Source organism: Rhodococcus sp. 06-221-2, from assembly GCF_002258365.1.
Taxonomy (GTDB): Bacteria; Actinomycetota; Actinomycetes; order Mycobacteriales; family Mycobacteriaceae; genus Rhodococcoides; species Rhodococcoides fascians.
Genome location: NZ_NOYJ01000016.1, coordinates 255,728 through 273,307, shown reverse-complemented (window position 1 = coordinate 273,307; position 17,580 = coordinate 255,728). Strand labels below are relative to the sequence as shown.

18 protein-coding genes and 1 tRNA gene are annotated in these 17,580 nt (G+C 63.6%); 13 read left to right on the top strand and 6 right to left on the bottom strand.

Annotated elements, in window-relative coordinates; genetic code table 11:
- Positions 1–3: 3 nt before the first annotated feature.
- The 3 genes from CH281_RS08840 (at position 4) to CH281_RS08830 (ending at position 899) form a co-directional block, all read left to right on the top strand.
- Positions 4–459 carry a nucleoside deaminase gene (locus CH281_RS08840; RefSeq protein ID WP_027494610.1) on the top strand — a complete coding sequence of 152 codons (456 nt, stop codon included), beginning with the start codon at positions 4–6 and terminating at the stop codon, positions 457–459.
- A 93-nt stretch (positions 460–552) separates the two neighbouring features.
- Positions 553–750 (top strand): CsbD family protein, encoded by a 198-nt coding sequence (locus CH281_RS08835; RefSeq protein WP_027494609.1) that lies wholly within the window; start codon positions 553–555, stop codon positions 748–750.
- Between the two features lie 59 nt (positions 751–809).
- Positions 810–899: transfer RNA gene (locus CH281_RS08830), tRNA-Ser, on the top strand.
- A 400-nt stretch (positions 900–1,299) separates the two neighbouring features.
- Here the strand turns inward: CH281_RS08830 and CH281_RS08825 are convergent.
- From CH281_RS08825 to CH281_RS08815, 3 genes are read right to left on the bottom strand one after another with little or no spacing between them, the layout of a single operon-like run.
- A complete protein-coding gene (locus tag CH281_RS08825; RefSeq protein ID WP_094693788.1) occupies positions 1,300–1,770 on the bottom strand; it encodes a hypothetical protein in 471 nt (156 codons plus the stop codon).
- A 23-nt stretch (positions 1,771–1,793) separates the two neighbouring features.
- The gene (locus tag CH281_RS08820; protein WP_094693786.1) at positions 1,794–2,708 is read right to left on the bottom strand and encodes an alpha/beta hydrolase family protein; all 915 of its coding nucleotides are present in this window, start codon (positions 2,706–2,708) and stop codon (positions 1,794–1,796) included.
- The gene (locus tag CH281_RS08815) at positions 2,705–3,715 is read right to left on the bottom strand and encodes a PHP domain-containing protein (RefSeq protein WP_094694004.1); all 1,011 of its coding nucleotides are present in this window, start codon (positions 3,713–3,715) and stop codon (positions 2,705–2,707) included. Before CH281_RS08815 ends, CH281_RS08820 begins: the two co-directional genes overlap by 4 nt.
- 120 nt (positions 3,716–3,835) lie before the next feature.
- Here CH281_RS08815 and CH281_RS08810 point away from each other — a divergent pair, with 120 nt between their 5' ends.
- Complete coding sequence (locus CH281_RS08810) at positions 3,836–4,525, top strand: YceI family protein (protein WP_094693784.1); 690 nt, start codon at positions 3,836–3,838, stop codon at positions 4,523–4,525.
- Here CH281_RS08810 and CH281_RS08805 read toward each other — a convergent pair.
- Positions 4,506–5,411 (bottom strand): sterol desaturase family protein, encoded by a 906-nt coding sequence (locus CH281_RS08805; protein WP_094693782.1) that lies wholly within the window; start codon positions 5,409–5,411, stop codon positions 4,506–4,508. The genes CH281_RS08810 and CH281_RS08805 overlap by 20 nt on opposite strands.
- Before the next feature lie 71 nt (positions 5,412–5,482).
- Here CH281_RS08805 and CH281_RS08800 point away from each other — a divergent pair, with 71 nt between their 5' ends.
- The 7 genes from CH281_RS08800 to tgt all read left to right on the top strand — a co-directional run bounded on the left by CH281_RS08800 (position 5,483) and on the right by tgt (position 14,570).
- The gene (locus tag CH281_RS08800) at positions 5,483–5,938 is read left to right on the top strand and encodes a GNAT family N-acetyltransferase (protein ID WP_204847052.1); all 456 of its coding nucleotides are present in this window, start codon (positions 5,483–5,485) and stop codon (positions 5,936–5,938) included.
- A gap of 29 nt (positions 5,939–5,967) precedes the next feature.
- On the top strand, positions 5,968–6,426 hold the full coding sequence (locus tag CH281_RS08795; protein ID WP_027494603.1) for an RrF2 family transcriptional regulator: 459 nt from the start codon (positions 5,968–5,970) through the stop codon (positions 6,424–6,426).
- An 83-nt stretch (positions 6,427–6,509) separates the two neighbouring features.
- Positions 6,510–7,196 carry a TetR/AcrR family transcriptional regulator gene (locus CH281_RS08790; RefSeq protein WP_179274148.1) on the top strand — a complete coding sequence of 229 codons (687 nt, stop codon included), beginning with the start codon at positions 6,510–6,512 and terminating at the stop codon, positions 7,194–7,196.
- 2 nt (positions 7,197–7,198) lie between these two features.
- Positions 7,199–9,487 carry an MMPL family transporter gene (locus tag CH281_RS08785; RefSeq protein ID WP_027494601.1) on the top strand — a complete coding sequence of 763 codons (2,289 nt, stop codon included), beginning with the start codon at positions 7,199–7,201 and terminating at the stop codon, positions 9,485–9,487.
- A gap of 91 nt (positions 9,488–9,578) precedes the next feature.
- Entirely contained in the window at positions 9,579–11,312 is a 1,734-nt protein-coding gene (locus CH281_RS08780; RefSeq protein WP_032367801.1) for an ABC transporter ATP-binding protein, read from the top strand.
- 41 nt (positions 11,313–11,353) lie between these two features.
- Positions 11,354–13,249 carry an ABC transporter ATP-binding protein gene (locus tag CH281_RS08775; protein ID WP_032386572.1) on the top strand — a complete coding sequence of 632 codons (1,896 nt, stop codon included), beginning with the start codon at positions 11,354–11,356 and terminating at the stop codon, positions 13,247–13,249.
- Between the two features lie 82 nt (positions 13,250–13,331).
- The gene (gene tgt, locus CH281_RS08770) at positions 13,332–14,570 is read left to right on the top strand and encodes a tRNA guanosine(34) transglycosylase Tgt (protein ID WP_032368643.1); all 1,239 of its coding nucleotides are present in this window, start codon (positions 13,332–13,334) and stop codon (positions 14,568–14,570) included.
- Here tgt and CH281_RS08765 read toward each other — a convergent pair.
- A complete protein-coding gene (locus CH281_RS08765) occupies positions 14,524–15,210 on the bottom strand; it encodes a pyridoxamine 5'-phosphate oxidase family protein (RefSeq protein ID WP_094693778.1) in 687 nt (228 codons plus the stop codon). The genes tgt and CH281_RS08765 overlap by 47 nt on opposite strands.
- Before the next feature lies 1 nt (position 15,211).
- Positions 15,212–15,694: a MarR family winged helix-turn-helix transcriptional regulator gene (locus CH281_RS08760; protein WP_032368029.1), complete on the bottom strand. Its 483-nt coding sequence runs from the start codon at positions 15,692–15,694 to the stop codon at positions 15,212–15,214.
- A 113-nt stretch (positions 15,695–15,807) separates the two neighbouring features.
- Between CH281_RS08760 and CH281_RS08755 the strand changes: the two genes are divergently transcribed.
- Both CH281_RS08755 and CH281_RS26795 read left to right on the top strand, forming a co-directional pair.
- Positions 15,808–17,412 (top strand): DHA2 family efflux MFS transporter permease subunit, encoded by a 1,605-nt coding sequence (locus CH281_RS08755; protein ID WP_032367798.1) that lies wholly within the window; start codon positions 15,808–15,810, stop codon positions 17,410–17,412.
- Entirely contained in the window at positions 17,409–17,546 is a 138-nt protein-coding gene (locus CH281_RS26795; protein ID WP_155290134.1) for a hypothetical protein, read from the top strand. Before CH281_RS08755 ends, CH281_RS26795 begins: the two co-directional genes overlap by 4 nt.
- Positions 17,547–17,580: the final 34 nt, after the last annotated feature.

Sequence of the window (17,580 nt, the reverse complement as noted above, 5' to 3'; positions counted from 1 at the left end):
CCGATGCCGCTGCCCGACGCGGACATGATCCGCGCAGCGCTGTCGGCCGCAGCCGAGGCATCGGACGCCGACGTCCCCGTCGGAGCCGTCGTGTACGACGCGTCGGGACGTGAGATCGCGCGAGCCTGCAATGCGCGGGAGGCGTCGGGCGACCCCACTGCCCACGCCGAAGTGCTCGCATTGCGTCGAGCAGCCGCCGTCCACGGAGACGGCTGGCGACTCGAAAACTGCACTCTTGCAGTCACTTTGGAACCCTGCACGATGTGCGCCGGTGCCCTCGTTGCGGCCCGCGTCGGCACCGTGGTGTTCGGAGCCTGGGAACCGAAAACCGGGGCCGTCGGCTCGCTGTGGGACGTCGTCCGAGACCGTCGACTCACCCACCGCCCACAGGTGCGCGGGGGAGTGTTGGAAGCCGAATGCGCCGAAGTGCTGACCCAGTTCTTCGCCCGCCAGAGATAACGATCTCGTCACGGGGTGGCCGGAATGTCCAACATTGGGGAGGGTGGAGGGCAGGGCGCAACGCTGCGCTCCGAACTTGCGAAGGAGACACTCATGGGACTCGACGACAAGATCTCGAACAAGACCGAAGACCTCGGCGGCAAGGCAAAAGAAGCCGCAGGTTCGGCAACCGGAGACAGGGACCTCGAAGCAGAGGGCAAGGGCGATCAGACCTCCGCCGCATTCAAAGACGGTGCCGAGAAGGTCAAGGACGCGGCCTCGAACATCAAGGACAAGCTCACCGGTAAGTAGGTTTTGTGCTCTGAGCAGGCGATTTAGCCTCAGGCGCTCATTCCGGTACAGTCTTCTGCGGTGGCGTGTCCGAGCGGCCTAAGGAGCACGCCTCGAAAGCGTGTGAGGGTTCACCCCCTCCGAGGGTTCAAATCCCTCCGCCACCGCCAAGAACTCCCCACCCGATCCGTCGGGTGGGGAGTTTTTTTGTGCGCGGGGTGGGGTGGCTGGGTGTTGCCCGGCAAACGCGCGCGCATTTGTCAGACGCGAGCGAATTTGCCACCGATTCGGGGTCTATTTCGCGCGCACCTGGCAAACGCGCGCGCGTTTGCGGGATCACCAGGGCCCGGGCATCGAACCCCCAGGGCCCGGGCGGGATCACCGGGCGGGTGTTACGCGGCAAACGCGCGCGCATTTGTCAGATGCGTTCAGATTCGCCACCGATTCGGGGTCTTTTTCGCGCGCACCTGGCAAACGCGCGCGCGTTTGCGGGATCACCAGGGCCCAAGATCAGCAGGGCTCGGGCGGGATCGCCAGGGCCCGGGCATCGAATCCCCAGGGCTCAGACGCTCAGCATTGCCCCGCGCCCGCGGCGTCGAGTCCCCGCAGAATTTCGCCTTGATCGGCCTCGGGCACCGTGGACCAACTCGGCGCGGTGGTCATTTCGCTGCGCAGACCCTCGACGGATTTTGCGCGGTCGGATATTCCGGTTTGCTCCAGTGCATCGATGGACGGGAGAAACTGGGTGCAGGTCTGTCGGTAGAGATCGTCGCCGGTGACGCCTCCGGTTCCTCCGGTCACTCCGGGGTCGGCTGGATCGGCGGCGGGCGGGGCCTCGGGAGCCGGGCTGTCAGCGGGTGCATCGGCCGTCGGCGTGGCAGCTGCCGTGGTCGCCTGCGTCGTCGTAGCCGGAGCGGCCTGAGCAGACGTGGCCTGAACGGACGTGGTCGACGCGTTCTCGGTCGACGCGTCGTCGCCGCATCCGGCTACAGAGGTGGCCACGATCAGCCCGAGCAATCCGGTCGCGATCTTTCGTTTCATCGCCACTGTGTACCACCTGCGGCTCAGAGCAGTGTCTGCGCGCGCCCGGTGATGGTGCTCAGTGCGGTGGACCAGGCGATGTGCTTGGGGTCCAGGAACGCTCCGTGTCCGGCTCCGGGCAGTACGACCAGCTCGGGGTCCGTGCTCCCTGCGCGGGTCGCGGCGTCGACGTACACGCGGCTCTGGTTCACCGACACGGTCTGGTCCGCATCACCGTGCAGCGCGGTCAACGGGACGTCGAGCGGGAGGTATTCGATGGGGGAGGCGATCTTGTATCGACCGGGAACGTCGTTGGGCATGCCGCCGAGGAATGCGGGCACGAACTTGTCGTTGCCGATGTTCGCCGCTCGTTTCATGTCGAACACCCCGGCCATGATGGTGGCACTGCGCGGTCGGATTCTGGGGTCTGCTCCCGGTGCGTCGATCGGCATCAGGTGACGCGCAGCGACCCACGCGGCCAGCTGTCCGCCGGCCGAATGTCCGGCGACATGCACTCGATCGAGGTCGAGTCGCCCGTCGGCGGCGTTCTGTACGACGGTTGCCAGTGCCTCGGTGGCGTCGTCGACGTCGGTGAGGGTGTTGGCCCAATTGTTCGGACCGCGCCGATACTCGACGTTCCACACGGCGATGCCTTGGTCTGCGATGGCCTTGGACATCTGCTGGAAGTACGACAGATCGAGGTTCTCCTGCCATCCACCGCCGTGGATCATCACCACCACAGGCAGTGACGTCGCAGTGTTGGCAGGGAGATACAGGTCTCCGATGTTGTCGGGTTGGTACCCGTACTTCAGCCGGATCGGATCTCCGGTCGGTCCCGAAACAGGTTGCAGTGCAGCCGAATACGTCTCTGCTGTGGTCGGTGAGGATGCGGTGTCCGTGGAACTGCAGCCGACCAGCGTGACAGCGAGCAGGCCGGACAGGAAGTGGCGACGATTCACGTGCCCTGAGCCGTCCAATCGAGCAGCTCGGACAGCGACCAGGTGTTGATGACGCGATCGGCGGGAACGCCTTGGGCTTCGGCGCGGACACAGCCGTAGCCCTGCCAGTCGAGCTGGCCCGGTGCGTGTGCGTCGGTATCGATGGAGAAGAGGCAGTCGCGTTCGAGGGCGATGTCGATCAGGCGCTCGGGCGGGTCCTGGCGTTCGGGCCTGGCGTTGATCTCCACCGCGGTGCCGAACTGTCGGCATCCCTCGAACACCACCGGGGCGTCGAACGTCGACTCTGGCCGCTTTCCCCGGCCGCCCTCGACCAGTCGTCCGGTGCAATGACCGAGTACGTCGACGTGCGGATTCGCGATAGCGGTGACCATGCGCTTCGTCATCGCCACAGAATCGGCCCGCAGGTTCGAATGCACGCTGGCCACCACCACGTCCAGCTCGGCGAGCAATCCCTCGTCCTGATCCAGCGAACCGTCGTCGAGGATGTCCACTTCGATTCCGGTGAGGATGCGGAACGGCGCGAGTTGCTCGTTGAGCTCGGCGACGATGTCGAGTTGTTTTCGCAGACGCTCGGCGCTGAGTCCGTTGGCGACCTTGAGCCGCGGTGAATGATCGGTCAGCGCGCAGTACTCGTGCCCGAGGTTCTTGGCGGTGCGCATCATCTCGTCGATGGGGCTGCCGCCGTCGGACCAATTGGAGTGGGTGTGCAGGTCGCCTTTGAGTGCGGCTCGTAGTGCGTTGTTGCCGATGGGTTCTGCGGCATCGCGTTGTTCGGCCAGGTAGTCAGGAACGTCCTGGGTCAGCGCCTGCCGGATGATCAGCGAGGTCTTGGCACCGATTCCGGCCAACGACGACCAGCTGTCCGCCTTCTCGTGCTCGGATCGCTGTGCAGGAGAGAGCGATTCGACGACATCCGCGGCTCGGCGGTAGGCCTTGACGCGATGGGTGTCCGAGCGCGAACGCTCGAGCCAGAAGCCGATCTCACGAAGTGCCTCCACCGGATCCATGAACTCCATTGTGCCTGGCACCACCGACACCTGCGCACGGGGTAATCGGACAAAATTCTCAGGGAGTTGCCAGGTCGCTCACTCCCCATGGGCTTGAAGCTGCAACTATCATCGTCGGTCATGACCAAGAAATGGTGGACAGTCGGCGTCGTTGTCGTAGTGCTCGTGGCCCTCGGGCTGTATTTCGGCCCCAAGATCTACGCGTCCTTCCAGGAGGACGACGCTCCGGCGGCGACCGTCGATACCTCCGGTGCGCAGGCCGCCACCACCGACGATCTGAACGGCACATGGACGGTGACGGCAGGCGATGCGTCGAACAAGACCGCGGCCGGCTACACCGTCGACGAGGTGCTCAACGGATCGGACGTGACCGTCGTCGGGTCGACGCCCGAGGTCAGCGGCTCGGTGACCGTGGCGGACAATTCGTTGACCGCCGGTGAGGTTGTGGTGCAGACCAATTCGATCACCACCGACAGTGATCGTCGAGACGGTCAGTTCCGCGGCAACATCTTCGACACCGCGACGTACCCGACGGCGACGTTCACCATCGACCAGTCCGTCGACCTCTCGTCGTTGCCCAAGGACGGCACCACCCAAACCGTCACGGCGGAAGGGACATTGACGCTCAAGGATCAGACGCGCCCGGTGTCGGTCGAGATGGAGGTGCTGCAGTCCGGTGACACGCTCATCGCGTCGGGCGCAATTCCGACGACGTGGTCGGACTACGGCATCGAGCCGCCGTCGCTCGGATTCGTGACCGTCGAGGGTTCGGGAACGGTCGACTTCCTGATCAATCTGAGTCGGCAGTAGCCCGTTCTCGTGGGGCCGCCGGTGTCCATCCCGGCGGTCCGACGACGTATCCGACGCGTTCCTTCCATGACCTCGATGCCGCGACATCCCGTGCGATGTTGCGGTATTCGTGTGTTTGGAGCGTCCAGATGTTGAACGTGTCGACGGGCTTGGTCAGCCCGTAGTTCGGCCGTTGCACTTCGTCTGCGTAGCTGCCGAACAGCCGGTCCCAGACGATGAGGATGCCGCCGTAGTTCTTGTCGAGGTACTGCGGATCGCGACCGTGATGGACGCGGTGGTGAGAAGGCGTGTTGAAGACGAACTCGAACGGCCGCGGCAACTTGTCGATCCGTTCGGTGTGTACCCAGAACTGGTAGACGAGATTGATCGAGAAGCCCACGAACACCATCCACGGCGGCATCCCCAGCAGCGGCAAGGGCAGCCACATGATGATCTCGCCGCTGTTGTTCCACTTCTGCCGCAGCGCCGCGGCGAAGTTGAAGTACTCGCTCGAGTGGTGAGCCTGATGGGTCGCCCAAATCAGTCGGGTTCGGTGCGCAATGCGGTGGTAGCCGTAGAACAGCAGATCGACGCCCAGGATCAGGATGACCCACGTGTACCAGGCATCGGCGGGTAGATGCCACGGCGCGATGTAGACGTAGATGGCCGTGTAGCCGATCAGGGCCAGCGCTTTCCACACCGTCGTGGTTGCGATCGAAACCAAACCCATGCTCAGGCTCGCCCGTGCGTCTCGGGCCGAATACGCGCCGGGGGTTCCGTCTTCGAGTTTCTTCGCCGCGATCCACTCGATCGCCAGCAGTAGCGCGAACGTGGGGACGGCCAGGGCAACCGGATCCCGCAGCGGTTCGGGTAGCGAGTTCCACGCCGATGCGAGTTGGTCCCTCATGTGTACGGCCTTCCGTGCGTGACACTGCTGTTCGAAGTGTAACGACAGTATGGTGATCGTAGTCTCGACGCGTGAAAATTCGTAGCCGCCGTTCCGGGGATATGGCGTTCTGTGTGACCGCGCTGGCGACGGTGCACGAGGCCGACGGGTATCCCGCACTGTGGCCCGAGGATCCGGCCGCCTGGTTGCACTCGGCAACGCAGGTCGCCGCATGGGTAGCGGAGTCGAATGACCGGATCGTCGGCCACCTGGCACTCGACCTGGTCGACGACGGGCTGGTGGTCTCGCGATTGTTCGTCCGTCCCGAGTGTCGGGGCACAGGCGCAGCCGCGGCCTTGTTGGACGCCGCAGTGGCGTATGCGGCGGAACGGTCGGTTGCTATCGAACTGCACGTGGAACAGGGCTCGGCTGCGGCGATCGCGTTCTACGGGAAGTCGGGTTGGATCAGGACCGGTACCGCGCCCGCGGACTGGGTGTTGCCCGACGGGCGCAGAGCCGTCGAACATCGGTACGTACCCGGTCGCTAATTTCCTATCGAAATGATAGGAATTGAATCGTGCACATCACGGCGAAAGCGGACTACGCGGTGCGGACTCTCGTTGAACTCGCCGCGGTCGGCGGCCGAGCACCCGCCAAGGCCGAGGCGCTTGCCGCCGCTCAAGGGATACCGCACAAATTTCTCGAGTCGGTGCTCTCCGACCTGCGTCGCGCCGAGTTGGTGCGAAGTAGAAGGGGACCCGACGGCGGATACTGGCTCGCGCGGGAGGCGTCGAACATTTCCGTCGCGGACGTGATGCGTGCCGTCGAGGGGCCGCTCGCGTCGGTGCGCGGGCAACGGCCCGAGGATGCGCAGTACGCCGGTCCCGCCGAGCCGTTGACGCGGGTGTGGCTGGCCGTCCGGGTCAATCTGCGTGCGGTTCTCGAATCCGTATCGCTGGCGGACATCGTCGACGACGACCTCCCGGATTTTGTCGGAGAGCTGATCAGCGAGCCGACCGCATGGTCCCGTCGATGACCTGAGTCACAGTCGGCCGCCGATGTGGCGCGGTCGTCAATATTGCACAGCTCTGCAAACTTGCCGAGCTGTGCAACTTCCGTATGTTGGACAGGGTGACCACCCCGACCGGCCTTCGCGATCAGAAGAAGGCAGCCACCCGCGACGCCCTCGGCATTGCCGCGGTCCGTCTGGGAAAAGAGCACGGACTCGATGCCGTGACGGCCGACGCCATCGCACACGAAGCCGGAGTGTCGACCCGAACGTTCCACAACTACTTCTCCAACAAGGAAGAAGCGGTACTCCACAACATCGAGGCCTCGGCTCTGGAATGGTTCGAGCTGCTTCGCGCCAGACCCGAGGCCGAGCCCATCTGGGATTCGTTGCAGCACATCGCCGTCAACCTCGTCGCCGACCCCGGCCGCGACCTCGACGACACATTCGCCGCAGCACGACTCATCGAGGCCAACCCGGCGCTGATGGCACGCAAGCTCGAAATGCACCACTCGCTCACCCGCAAACTCGGCGAGGCAATCGCCGAACGCACCGGAACCGATATCGATTCCGACCTCTACCCCAACCTGCTGCAAATGGCAGTCGGCGGTGCCGTGACCTCCGCACTGAACCTGTGGATCAACGACCCCGGCGGAGAGAACACTCCGAAAGCACTCGTGGAGAACGCATTCCAACAACTCCGCGCCGGAATCCCCGAGCCTGTGGGTCATTCCGCAGGCTCCACTCCCGAGCCCGATTCTCGCCAGCACGTATCCGATAACAACCGAGGAGCCTGACAGTGGCCACCTATCTGTACCGAATCGGCAGATTCGCCTACCGCCGCAAGGGGGTCGTCCTCGGCCTCTGGCTCGTCATTCTGATCCTGGCCGGAGTGGGCGCAGCCACGCTGTCCGCGCCTACCGTCAACTCGTTCAGCATCCCCGGAACGCCTGCTCAGGCCGCATTGGATCTGCAGAAGGAACGATTCGGCGGAGCCGAGGATCCCCTTCAGGCCGTCAACGCCGAGTACGTGTTCCAGGCACCCGACGGTCAGTCGCTCGATACCCCGCAGTACACCTCGGCCATCGACGCCACGATCGCCGAGATCGAGAAGGTCGATGCGGCCAAGCCGGCGGAAGGCGCTCCGCCGCTTGCCGATCCGGTCGAGGCGAACAAGGCCATCGTGCAGCAGTACACCGACGCCGCCGCCGAGGCCGGTACGCCGGCCGACAAGGTGGCAGCCGACGCGGCAGCGACGTCGCCGTTGAGCCCCAACGGCAACGTCGGCACCGTCACGGTTCCGATCAACGTCGAGCTGGCCGATGTCACCGACGCGATTCGCAGCGATCTCGATGCCGCGGCGCAACCCGCGCGTGACGCAGGGCTGACCGTCATCCTCGGTGGCACCGTCGCCCAGGAGAACCCGTCGCCCGGTGGAAGTTCGGAGATCGTCGGTCTTGCCGTCGCCGCCATCGTGCTTCTCATCATGTTCGGCTCGGCCGCCGCTGCCAGCCTGCCGCTGATCACCGCGATCGTCGGTATCGGTATTTCGAGTCTGGCCATCACGACGGCCTCCGGGTTCGCGAGCCTGTCCTCGTTCACCCCGATTCTCGCTATCATGATCGGGCTCGCCGTCGCGATCGACTACTCGCTGTTCATCCTCGCGCGCTACCGGCACGAGCTCACGCTCACCGACAACCGCGAAGAAGCAGTCGGGCGAGCGGTCGGTACCGCCGGATCGGCCGTCGTGTTCGCCGGCGCGACCGTGCTCATCGCCCTCGTCGCCCTGCGCGTCGTCGGCATCCCGTTCCTGTCGCAGATGGGTCTGGCAGCAGGCTTCGCGGTGTTCATCGCGGTACTCATCGCCCTGACGTTCCTGCCTGCCATGCTGGGCGTCTACAAGGGCAAGGCCTTCGCGGGCAAGCTCAAGTTCGTCAACACCACCGATCCGGAGGACCCGAACGCAACCCCCACCAACGGTCTTCGGTGGGCACGATTCCTGGTCAAGAAGCCGATCCTCGGCCTCGTCGGAGGCATCGTGCTGCTCGGTGTCATCGCGGGCCCGACCACCGGGTTGTCGCTGGCTCTCCCGTCGATCGCCACCTCGGACCCGTCCACGCCTGCCCGTCAGGCCTACGACATCACCGAAGAGGCATTCGGGCCGGGACGTAACGGCCCGCTGCTCGTCATCGCCGACGCGTCCGACGTCGCCGAGGCCGACCGCACCGCGTCCTTCGGCAAGGTCATCGAGACGATCACCGCACAATCCGACGTGACGAATGCGCAGATCGTCGCCGTCAATCCGGCGGGTGACACCGCGCAGATACTCGTCACCCCGTCGAGCACACCCAACAGTGACCAGACGAAGGCGCTCGTGACCAACCTGCGCGATGCCGAGAGCGGATTGCAGGAGAGCTCGGGCGTCTCCTACGGAGTGACGGGCGAAACCGCGATCGGGATCGACATCTCGGAGCGGCTGCAGAGCGCGCTGATTCCGTACCTGGCCGTGGTCGTCGGACTGGCGTTCGTGCTGCTGATGCTGGTGTTCCGCTCGATTCTGGTGCCGCTGACGGCAACTGTCGGGTTCCTGCTCAGCGTGCTCGCCACCTTCGGCGCGACGGTGTTCATCTTCCAAGAGGGCGGGCTCGGCATCATTTCCAACCCGCAGCCGATCGTCAGCTTCATGCCGATCTTCCTCATCGGTGTGGTGTTCGGCCTCGCGATGGACTACCAGGTGTTCCTCGTCTCGCGCATGCGTGAGGAGTTCGTCCACGGCGCGGCCGCCAAGGACGCCGTCGTCAACGGCTTCAAGTACGGCGCACGCGTGGTCACCTCGGCAGCGGTCATCATGATCTCGGTGTTCGCCGCCTTCATCGCCGAGCCGGACTCGTTCATCAAGTCCATCGGCTTCGCATTGGCCGCCGCCGTCTTCTTCGACGCGTTCGTCGTCCGTATGGTGCTGATTCCGTCGGTGATGGCGCTACTGGGCGACAAAGCCTGGTGGTTGCCGAAGTGGCTGGACAAGATCCTGCCCAACGTCGACATCGAAGGGGCCAAGCTGAAGACGGCCCCGGAGAAGCGCGCGTAGTACTCGCGTCGCAGCTGAGAGGCCGAAGATTGCTCGTAATACTCGAAACGGAGAGACTGTTATCCATGTGTACGAGTAATCTTCGGTCATCATGCTGATCCCCCTTCTGCGTAGGTTTCTCGCCCCGTACAAGCTGCCGATTCTCTGCTTGGTGCTGCTGCAGCTGATCGCCACCCTCGCCGCGTTGTTCCTCCCGAGCCTCAACGCGGACATCATCGACAACGGTGTGACCGTCGGCGACACCGGCTACATCCTGTCCGCCGGCGGCGTCATGCTGTTGATCTCGGCAGTACAGATCATCAGCTCTGCCGCAGCGGTGTTCCTCGGTGCACGCACGGCCATGAGTGTCGGACGCGACCTTCGCGGAGCAATCCTCGAACGCGTCGGCACGTTCTCCGCCCGCGAGGTCGGAAAATTCGGTGCTCCGTCACTGATCACCCGCAACACCAACGACGTGCAGCAGGTGCAGTTGGTGATCATCATGGGATTCACCATCGTGGTGATGGCTCCCATCATGTGCATCGGCGGCATCGTGATGTCACTGCGTGAGGACATCGGCCTGTCGTGGATCCTGCTCATCGCGGTGCCGGGCCTCGCGCTCGCGATGGGCCTGATCATCGTTCGTATGGTGCCGGCCTTCCGCTCCATGCAGAAGCGCATCGACGCGGTCAATCGCGTACTACGCGAACAGATCACCGGTATTCGCGTCGTGCGGGCGTTCGTTCGCGAACAATTCGAGGTCGACCGTTTCGGCGCAGCCAACACCTCGTTGACCGAGACGGCACTCAAGGTCGGCCGGCTGATGGCCTTGATGTTCCCGACCGTCATGCTCATCAGCAACGTCACCAGCGTCGCCGTCATCTGGTTCGGCGGTCACGCCATCGACAACGGCACGATGCAGATCGGTTCGCTCACTGCACTTCTGAGCTACATCATGCTCATCCTGATGTCGGTGATGATGGCGTCGTTCATCGCGATGATGGTGCCGCGCGCATCGGTGTGCGCCGACCGCATCAGTGAGGTGCTGGCCACCGAATCCTCGGTGGTGCTGCCCGAGAATCCCCGCACGTTCGTGTCCTCACCGGGCACGGTCGAGCTCGTCGGGGCCGAATTCTCCTATCCCGGAGCCGAATACCCGGTGCTGTGCGGGGTGAGTCTGACTGCCGAGGCAGGCAAGGTCACCGCCATCATCGGCGGCACCGGATCGGGTAAATCGACTCTCGTCAATCTGATTCCACGGCTGATGGACGTCACCGGCGGCCAGGTGCGGGTCGGCGGTGTCGACATTCGCGAACTCGATCTGGACCTACTGCGATCCGAGATCGGATTCGTGCCGCAGAAGCCGTACCTGTTCTCCGGCACCATCGCCAGCAATCTGCGGTACGGCAAGGCCGACGCCACCGACGCGGAACTGTGGGAGGCGCTCGAGATCGCCCAGGGTGCCGACTTCGTGCGCGCGATGCCCGACGGCCTGGAGACTGCCGTCGCGCAGGGCGGCACCACCGTGTCGGGCGGGCAGCGTCAACGACTGGCCATTGCCCGGGCGCTGGTACGCAAACCCAAGATCTACTTGTTCGACGATTCCTTCTCCGCTCTCGACCTCACCACCGACGCGAAACTGCGTGCGGCGCTGCGGCCGGTGACGCGAGATGCATGCATGATCGTTGTGGCTCAACGGGTGTCGACCATCGTCGACGCCGACCAGATACTCGTGCTCGACGACGGAAAGCCGGTGGGCGTGGGTAACCACGAGCAACTGATGGCCACCTGCCCCACCTACGCCGAGATCGTCGACTCGCAGCGGCAAGTTGCAGGTGCACTGTGACCGACACCGACACCACCAAGGATTCCGCAGCCAAGCCCTCTTTGGAGAAGAAGAAGGGCGGCCGCGTCGCGAAGGCACTGCCGGCCACGAAAGCCAAGAACTTCAAGGGCTCGTTCAAACGCGTCATCGGTTTGCTCGCTCCGGAACGATTCCTGCTGAGCCTCATGCTCGTGCTGGGAATCGTCAGCGTCGTCCTCAGCGTCGCTGCGCCGACCGTCCTCGGGCATGCCACCAACCTCATCTTCAACGGAGTCGTCGGCGGAGATCTCGAACCGGGGCAGACGAAAGAGCAAGCGGTCGAAGGCCTTCGGGCCGCCGGTAACGACACCGTCGCCGACCTCGTCTCGGGCATGGACGTGACGCCCGGTGCGGGAATCGATTTCGGTGCCGTCGGAACGGTATTGCTCTGGGTTCTCGCGCTGTACGTAGTGTCTGCACTGCTGGCATGGGCTCAGGGCTACATCCTCAACATCGCGCTGCAGCGTCGAATTCTGTTGCTGCGCGGCAGCGTCGAGGCCAAGGTGCATCGCCTGCCGCTGCAGTACTTCGACAACAATGCCCGAGGCGAGACGCTCAGCCGCGTCACCAACGACATCGACAACGTCTCGACCAGCCTGCAGCAGACACTGAGCCAGCTCATCACCGGCATCCTGACCGTGCTCGGCATCCTCGGCGTGATGATCTGGATCTCGCCGTTGCTCGCTCTGGTTGCGCTGCTGACGATCCCGGCCTCGTTCCTGGTGACCGCGCTGATCGCCAAGAGGTCGCAGCCGCACTTCGTGGCGCAGTGGAAGCACACCGGCAAGCTCAACGCGCAGATCGAAGAGACCTACACCGGCCACGAGATCGTCAAGGCGTTCGGTCGCCAGGCGGAGGTGGAACGCGAGTTCGGTGACCGCAACGAGAAGCTCTTCCAAGCAGGCTTCCGAGCGCAATTCATCTCCGGTCTGATCATGCCGATCATCATGTTCCTCGGAAACATCAACTACGTCGTCGTCGCCGTTGTGGGCGGCCTTCGCGTGGCGTCGGGAACATTGAGCCTGGGCGAAGTGCAGGCATTCATTCAGTATTCGCGGCAGTTCACTCAGCCGCTGTCGCAGGTCGGCGCGATGATCAATCTGATTCAGTCCGGAGTCGCGTCCGCCGAACGCATCTTCGAGGTGCTCGATGCCGACGAGGAAGACCCGGACGTCGTGCCTGCGTCCAGCCCCACGGAGCGCCGCGGACGCGTCGTGTTCGACGACGTCTCGTTCAGTTATTCGCCGGAGCAGCCGCTCATCCAGAACCTGTCGCTCACCGCGGATCCGGGACATCTGGTGGCGATCGTCGGACCGACCGGTGCCGGCAAGACCACACTGGTCAACCTCATCATGCGGTTCTACGAGATCGATTCCGGCCGAATCACACTCGATGGCGTCGACACTCGCAAGATGACTCGCGACGAGTTGCGTTCGCGAACCGGCATGGTGTTGCAGGACACGTGGTTGTTCGGCGGCACCATCCGCGACAACATCGCCTACGGTGATCCGACCGCCAGTGAGGAAGAGATCCTCGAGGCAGCTCGGGTGAGCTACGTCGACAAGTTCGTGCATTCGCTGCCCGATGGATACGACACGATCATCGACGAGGAGGGCAACAACGTCAGCGCCGGTGAGAAGCAGCTCATCACCATCGCCCGTGCCTTCCTGGCCAAGCCGCTGATCCTGATCCTCGACGAGGCCACCAGCTCGGTGGACACTCGCACCGAACTGCTGGTGCAGAAGGCGACAGCAGCGCTGCGCAACGACCGCACCAGTTTTGTTATCGCGCATCGTCTCTCGACCATCCGTGACGCCGATACCATCGTCGTGATGGAAAACGGCAGCATCGTCGAGCAGGGCAATCACGAGGAATTGCTCGAGGCCAAGGGTGCGTACTACCGGCTCTACAGCAGTTAGGCGGCTGGCGCCGCATGTGAGTGGAAAATCGCAGTGGGCTACGAATTTCCACTCACATGCGGCGAAGCCGCATACTGACGCGGTGAGTTCTTCCAATTTCGGCTTCGATATCGGCACCCGGCTCGACGGTGAGCTCGGCCGCACCGGAACCATCCACACTCCGCACGGCGACATCGCCACCCCGGCGTTCATTGCGGTGGGGACGAAGGCGACCGTCAAAGCAGTGCTGCCGGAGGCGATGAAGGAACTCGGCGCTCAGGCGGTACTCGCCAACGCGTATCACCTGTATCTGCAGCCGGGCTCGGACATCGTCGACGAGGCCGGTGGGTTGGGCAAATTCATGAACTGGGACGGGCCCACGTTCACCGACAGCGGCGGCTTCCAGGTGATGTCCCTCGGTGTCGGGTTCAAGAAGGTCATCTCGATGGACGCCTCACGGGTGGAGTCCGACGACGTCATCGCCGAGGGCAAAGAGCGATTGGCCCACGTCGACGACGACGGAGTCACGTTCAAATCCCATCTCGACGGCTCCAAGCATCGATTCACTCCCGAGGTGTCGATGCAGATTCAGCATCGGCTCGGCGCCGACATCATGTTCGCGTTCGACGAGCTGACCACGCTGATGAATACCCGCGGGTATCAGGAGAAGTCGGTCGACCGCACCCAGGCATGGGCGAAGCGATGCGTCCTCGAACACGAACGGCTCACCGTCGAACGCGCCGACAAGCCGTACCAGGCGCTGTTCGGAGTGGTGCAGGGTGCGCAGTACGAGGACCTGCGACGCAAGGCCGCGCACGACCTCGAGACCATCACGGGGGACACGGGCCGTGGGTTCGACGGCTACGGAATCGGCGGCGCACTCGAGAAGCAAAACCTCGGCACCATCACCCGGTGGGTGAACGAGGAACTGCCCGAACACAAGCCGCGCCACATGCTCGGGATCAGCGAGCCGGACGACTTCTTCGTTGCAATCGAGAACGGTGCCGACACCTTCGACTGCGTCAATCCCTCACGGGTGGCGCGCAATGCGGCGATCTACGTGCCGACGGGCCGCTTCAACATCAACACCGCGAAGCATCGACGCGACTTCACCCCGATCGACGAGAACTGCGACTGCTACACCTGCGCGCACTACACCAAGGCCTACATCCATCATCTGTTCAAGGCCAAGGAGATGCTCGCCTCGACGCTGTGCACGATTCACAACGAGCGATTCACGGTCAAGCTGGTCGACGACATCCGTGCTTCGATCGAGCAGCAGCGATTCACCGAGTTCAAGACGGAGTATCTGGGCCGGTTCTATGCGTCGAAGACTGCCTGAGCTGATCTTCCAGCTCCGAAACGCGCTGCAGTAGTTCGGTTTCCCGCTCGGCAGCTTTGCGTTGGTACACCTCGGACAGGTCCGCGAGGTACGCCGCGTCGTAGCGCGGGATGATGCTGCGCGTGCAGTTCCAGTCGAATGCCTCGACATCGATGACGACGCTGCGTTCGCAGGTGGCGGCGACGGTCAGGTCGCCGATCTTTTTGAGTCGCTCCAGTAGTTCGGGATCGTCCGCGGCCTCGATTGTCCGTGCCCGTCCGTAGAGCTTGAGTCGTTGTCGCAGAGGGTAATTGACCAAGAACACGGCGACGCGGTCGTCGTGATCGAGATTGGCCGCCGTCACGTACTGATGGTTGCCGGCGAGATCGGCGAATCCCAGAGTGTGGTCGTCGAGTACCTGCAGGAACCCCTTCGGCCCACTGCGGTACTGAATGTAGGGCCACCCGGACTCGGTGACGGTGGCGATCTGGAACTGATCCAGCGCGCCGATCATGGCCTTCTCGAGATCGTCGAGTGGCATCGGGCCGTCGTCGGGTCGCTCGGTCTGTGAGCCGTAGGCGGTGTAACTGCCGTCGACCTGCTGCCGCGCAATCGCGGCAGGGCCGAACATCAAATGGTGATAGTGGTTGCTCTGCGGCATCTCACGGTGTCCTGGGATCGGTCAGCTCGGTCTGCATCGTGTTGACGAGCTCGCCGACGAAGCTCTCGAACTCCGCGAGCATGTCGGGTGGGTACCGGGCCATCATCGTGTCGAGACGGTTACCCAGGGGGCCGAAGAACTCGTCCGCCATCTCGTGCACGCTGGCCCCGCTTCGCAGTGTCACGGTACGTCGATCGGTGCCCTCTCTTGTACGCCGGACGTGTCCAGCCCGTTCGAGTCGGTCTATCAGTGTCGAGGTGGCCCCTGAGGTGAGTTGCACACGCTCTGCCAGTCGAGACGGGGACAACGGGACACCGCGTTCTTCGGCGTAGACGATCTCCATCAGCGCTTCTCCGTCGGTGGGATGCAGTCCGGACCACTGGGCGAACTGTCGGCTGAATTGATTGAAGGCGGATCCGTACATTCGCAGCGCCTCCATCAGGCGGGTTCGTTGTTCGGCAATCTCGGACCGATCGTCGCTCATCGAATCGCCTCGCTTCTCCGGCATGGTGCCCCGAGTGCACGGAGCTGCGTTGACAATCTACCGATCCTCGATATAGCTTCACCATAAAGTAACTTTACCGTGGAGGTATTGGAATGACGATGTCCCCTTCGTTGCGCCGTTGGCTCGGTCTGATCGCTATCGCGCTCGGTGTCGCGCTCATCGTGGTCGACACCACGATCGTCAATGTGATCGTGCCGTCGATCATCGATGATCTCGGCGTCGATTCCGGTCAAGCGCAATGGATTCAGGAGTCCTACGCCATCGTCTTCGCCGCGCTGCTCCTGCTGGTCGGCCGCATCTCCGACATCGTGGGTGCACGAAGAGTCTTTGTGACAGGCGTCGTTGTCTTCGGAACCTCGAGTCTGTTGGCCGGTGTAGCCACGAGTGGTGAGTTGTTGATCGGAGCCAGGTTCCTCCAAGGTGTGGGAGGTGCGCTGATCCTGCCGACGTCGTTGGCGCTACTGAATGCGACGTTCAGCGGAAAGGCCCGTGGCCAGGCGTTTGCGGTGTGGGGCTCGACAATCGGAGCTGCGTCGGCCCTCGGCCCACTCCTCGGTGGCTGGCTTGCGGAACACGCATCGTGGCGTTGGGCGTTCGGCATCAACCTCCCCCTCGTCGCCCTGATTCTCGTCGCTTCGCTGTTGTTCATCGATCGGTCACCGCGTGGCTCCGGACGAATCGACTCACTCGGTGCGGTGCTGTCGATCGCCGGACTCGGACTGTTGGCGTTCGGGCTCATCGAAGGGCGCACATACGGCTGGGTTCTGTCCACGGAGCCATTCGAGTTGTTCGGGGCAACCTGGGGTGTGGGCGTGTCCGTAGTGTTCGTTTCGTTGACGCTGTCCGTATTATCGTTGGCGGCCTTCGGTGTTCGACAGCGAGCCCTCAGCCGCGACGCTGATACGAACAAGGCCTTGATGGACACCCGACTGTTCTCCATCGCTTCGTTCCGCGGTGGCAATATCGCGACACTGCTGATCGGACTGGGTGAGTTCGGAATCATCGCCGTACTACCGTTGTGGCTGCAATTCACATTGGGATACAGCGCAGTCCAGGCCGGTGCCATGCTCGTTCCCATCGCTATCGGCAGCTTCGTCGCCAGCGGGGCGAGCTTCGCCCTCGCAGCCTCGCTGTCGCCGTTGAACCTGGTTCGGATCGGGCTGGGCCTCGAGGTGGTCGGGCTTGCCGGGCTGGGGTTCGTTGCGGCGGTGGATAGCCGGTGGTGGCATATCGCGATCGTGTTGTTCTTCTATGGAATCGGTGTCGGATTCGCAACTGCTCAGGTTACGAACGTCGTTCTCGATGACGTGCCCGCCGCCAGTGCCGGTCAGGGATCCGGAATTCAGAGTGCGTTCCGGCAACTCGGCTCCGCGCTGGGCATCGCGGTGCTGACGACGACCTTCTTCACCACTCTCGGCTCGCAGGTACGTGAATCGCTCTCGGGAGTTCCGGATGCCGAGATGCTGGCGCGGTCGATCAGCGACAGTGCAGGCGGAGCTATCGCCGGATTTGCGAGCCGCCCCGAAACGGAGTTCGTCGCCGACGCCGCACGCAACGCTATGACGCACGGGGTCAACCTGGGAGGTTTCATCGCAGCCGGATTCGTTGCGTTCGGACTGCTTGCCACCGCACTGATTCCGAACCGACCAGCGCAGTCGGTACCGCCGAGCGACGCGCACGAGGGTGTCACAGCATGACGGCGTCGGGTGGCGACGAACGGGATGAGGATCAGGAAAGCGCTCGTCCGGCGACGTTTCTGGACATGTTCGTTGCAATGGATGCCGCCCTCCGCAACCCCGACAACGACGGGATCGAAAGCGGGACCCGCTGACCCGTGGTACTACTGAATGTGTAGTACTTCGTGA